The sequence below is a fragment of the Barnesiella sp. CU968 genome, from assembly GCF_905219685.1.
GTDB lineage: Bacteria > Bacteroidota > Bacteroidia > Bacteroidales > Muribaculaceae > Lepagella > Lepagella muris_A.
The window spans coordinates 1-3232 of record NZ_CAJMXD010000328.1 but is presented as its reverse complement, the minus strand read 5'-3'; the positions used below and the strand labels follow the sequence as shown (position 1 = coordinate 3232).

At 48.5% G+C, this 3232-nt stretch carries 2 protein-coding genes; both read right to left on the bottom strand.

The features are described 5' to 3' along the window. Window positions 1–354 (bottom strand): glycosyl hydrolase 53 family protein (locus JX312_RS10965; RefSeq protein WP_204458026.1); only part of this gene is annotated, 354 nt, incomplete at its 3' end. Between the two features lie 139 nt (window positions 355–493). Beyond that, entirely contained in the window at window positions 494–3121 is a 2628-nt protein-coding gene (locus JX312_RS10960) for a valine--tRNA ligase (protein WP_204458025.1), read from the bottom strand. Window positions 3122–3232: the final 111 nt, after the last annotated feature.

Genomic DNA, 3232 nt, shown 5'->3' with positions numbered 1-3232 from the left:
CATCAGATCCATACCGTTGCCGATTATGTTCTTGCAGAGGGGAATGATGTATTCGAGGTCCTGACAGGCGTTGGGATCGTAGCGGGTGCTGTTGTCTGTGTCGTTCTGATGTCTCTCACGATATTTCTCCGGGTTTACGAATAGACGCACGCGCATGGCGTTCATCCCTTCCTCTTTCAGCCACGGCATAAGATCAGCGATCGGTTTGCCGTCATGATCCTTATATTTTGCACCGGCATCTTCATAGTCGGGAAGAAGTGAAATGTCGCCGCCGACATATCGCTGTGCCTGTGTGGATATTCCGTAAAAGGCTGCAAGCGAAAGTAATGCATAAATTGCTCCTGTTAATTTCATAAGTCTGTAATTTTAAGTAAATCTGTAATTCAGAAGCGGTTGGTTCAAGTTTATACAATAGTATGCAGATAAGTAAAGGAGAGCAGTGCAGTTTGTCTGCTCTCCTTTTATCATATTGCATTATTGACGCATGTCAGTTTTATTGTCTGAGAGCCGCAATGGAGGCGCGGATCGCTTCCAGCTTCTCGGTGGCGTCGCTCTGTTTCTTGCGCTCGACTGCCACAACAGCCTCAGGTGCGTTGTTGACAAATTTTTCGTTAGATAGTTTTTTCTCCACTCCGGCAAGGAATTTGGTGTAATATTCAAGTTCCTTGTTAAGTTTCGCAAGTTCCTCTTCCACGTTTATTTTGCTTTCGAGAGGCACACTGTATTCGACTGCACCAACGATAAATGCTGATGATGCGGCTGTTTTTTCCTCAACCTGCTCTATGGCTGAGAGGTTTGCCATCTTGGCAAGGATAGCGTCAAGAGAGTTGTCGTGCGCTCCCTTTATGTGAAGAACCAGAGGCTCTTTCTGTGCGATCTGTTTCTGTTTGCGGATAGTGCGTATTCCGGCGATTACCTCTTTCAGTGTCTCGAACTGTGCGAGTATGGGAGCCTCGCAGACAGTTGCTTCAGGAAGAAGGGCATACATGATGCTTTCGCCAGCCTTGCGATCGGCAAGATGTTGCCATAATTCCTCTGTTATGAAAGGCATGAAAGGATGAAGCAGGCGCAGAAGAGTGTCGAAAAAGCCGAGTGTGGCATCGAAAGTCTTTTTGTCGACAGGTTGTCCGTATGCCGGTTTCACCACTTCAAGATACCATGACGAGAACTCATCCCAGAAAAGGCGGTAAATCGCCATAAGCGCCTCCGAGATACGGAACTTGCCCATGAGGTCATCGACCTCTGCGATAGTGTTGCCGAGCTTAGCGGCAAACCATCTGATCCCGGCTGCTGCACTCTCCGGCTGCTGCGCTTCATCGCTGACCTCCCAACCTTTTACGAGACGGAAAGCGTTCCATATCTTGTTGCAGAAATTGCGTCCCTGCTCGCAGAGAGAATCATCATACATTATGTCGTTGCCGGCGGGAGCGCCGAGCATGAGACCCATTCTGACACCGTCGGCACCGAAATTGGCTATCAGGTCAAGAGGGTCGGGAGAGTTGCCGAGCGATTTCGACATTTTCCTGCCAATCTTGTCTCTGACGATACCTGTGAAATATACGTTGTTGAATGGCTTGTTGTCTGCAAATTCGTATCCGGCTATGATCATGCGTGCCACCCAGAAGAAAATAATGTCAGGTGCTGTCACAAGATCTGCAGTCGGATAGTAGTATTTAAACTCTTTATTGTCAGGATCAAGGATTCCGTTAAACAACGAAATTGGCCATAACCAAGATGAGAACCATGTGTCAAGGCAGTCAGGATCGCGTTTGAGGTCGGCAATTGTGAGACTTGTATTACCACTCTTTTCTATGGCTTTCAATAATGCTTCCTCCTCATTCTCCGCCACAACATATCCCCCTTCCGGAAGGAACCAAGCCGGTATCTGGTGTCCCCACCACAACTGACGGGAGATGCACCAGTCTTTGATATTGGTCATCCAATGGCGGTAAGTGTTTTTGAATTTAGCGGGTATGAATTTGATGTCATCGTCCATTACTGAGGCGAGAGCAGGCTTGACAATTTCCTCCATCTTCACGAACCATTGCATGGACAGTTTGGGTTCTATCACCGCATCCGTGCGCTCGGAGTGTCCAACCTTGTTGACGTAGTCTTCCACTTTTTCGACGAGTCCTGCCTTGTCGAGATCAATCATGATCTGTTTTCGGACATCGAAACGGTCCATGCCGACATACATTCCACCGGCTTCGGATATTGTGCCGTTGTCATTGAATATGTCAATTGAGGGGAGGTTGTATTTGTCACCGAGCATATAGTCGTTTACATCATGTGCCGGGGTGACCTTGAGGCATCCTGTGCCGAAATCCATTTCCACATATTCGTCCATTATGATAGGCACGGCACGACCAACGAGTGGAACAATGACCTTTTTCCCTTTTAGCCAGGTGTAGCGGGGATCGTTAGGATTCACACAGACAGCGGTGTCACCGAGAATGGTTTCGGGACGGGTTGTCGCAACTATGATATATTTATCTTCTTCTCCCTCTACGCGATAGCGGAGATGGAAGAGATGACTCTGTTCCTCTTTGTAGATAACCTCTTCATCCGAAAGTGCCGTCAGAGCCTTGGGATCCCAGTTTACCATGCGCACACCCCGATAGATGTAACCCTTGTCATACAGTTTGTTGAAGACGCGGATCACGCTTTCAGATCGGATGTCATCCATCGTGAACGCAGTGCGTTCCCAATCGCACGATGCTCCGAGCTTGCGAAGTTGCTGCAGGATTATGCCGCCATACTTGTTTGTCCAATCCCATGCATGATTAAGAAACTCCTCACGGGAAAGGTCGGTTTTGGCTATTCCTTCGGAAGCGAGCTTAGCCACGACTTTTGCCTCAGTGGAGATTGCCGCATGGTCGGTTCCCGGCACCCACAGCGCGTTCTTACCTTGCATGCGGGCGCGACGCGTTAGAATGTCCTGAATCGTATTGTTGAGCATATGCCCCATGTGTAGCACTCCGGTTACGTTTGGCGGCGGTATCACAATCGTGTAGGGTTCGCGCTCATCCGGTTCGGAATGGAACAGACGGTGTTCCATCCAGTATGCATACCATTTCTCCTCCACTGCAGAGGGATCGTACTTCGTGGCTAATTCGTTCATGAGAATTATTGCTTATCTGTTGATATTGTCGTTTAATTTCGGTTTCAGACCGAAGCTCGGCTGCATTTTCATGCAACGGAGTCAGACTCATTCATCCGGTCAGCTCTTATA